Raw genomic sequence first — 779 nt, forward strand, 5'->3', positions numbered from 1 at the left:
GTTCGCGACGTTAAGCTAAAATCACTCTTTGTCCACTTTCAGCCGAAGCGAAAGAGAGTTTTAAGACGAAACTTCCGAAGAGTTCGTGATAGCGCAACGGTCTGTTACGGTAGATTCCTACTTCTGCAGTGTGGGGGTCAGCGGTTCGGCAAATTCAGCGCGACCGTGATAATCGTTCCGAAGGCGACGCCGATCGGAGCTGCGGGAAGAAGCCTTAGGGTGGCTGGTCGAAACCTCTGCCAGCCTCGGGAATTCAGGCCCGATTCTTAAGTATATATCTTTTCAAGAGCTCGAACAGCCGATCGATGACGCGATCTGCCGAGCTAGCTGTCGGTTCTCAGCTGGGTTTAAAACAGTTTTTCATTTGGCATCGTACCAACACATTGCTTTTATGGTATTGACCGAAAACATCTTTTCGCAGTGAGAGTGAATATCTTCGAAATGGAAGAGTGGCTCATATTCGTGCGATAACCAACACCCTCACCCTAGCCGCTTGACAGCTGTCCTGATGAGCCAATGGGAAAGACTTTTCGACTAGGCTGTGTCAATTATCAATCAGGCGAACCCTTCTTTTAAACTCCTCGATAGCTGGACTTTCGGCGGCGGCACCGCCCTTCTGCTCCAGATAATCATCGTGAAAGCTTCGATATCGACATTCGTCAATGATCCGCAGGTTCTCGCATATCTGAACCGGACAACACAGGGCTATACTCTGCAGGTGAACCGTAAGCCTCCGGTGAAGGCCACAGGTCAGGCAGCTTGAGCGTTGACGGTCGGCG

At 50.6% G+C, this 779-nt stretch carries 1 protein-coding gene; it reads right to left on the reverse strand.

All coding sequences use genetic code 11. The features are described from left to right. Positions 1–544: 544 nt before the first annotated feature. Positions 545–779 (reverse strand): hypothetical protein (locus AC5SEO_RS26890; protein ID WP_495364208.1); only part of this gene is annotated, 235 nt, incomplete at its 5' end.

The sequence above is a fragment of the Agrobacterium sp. K11 genome (assembly GCF_059429395.1).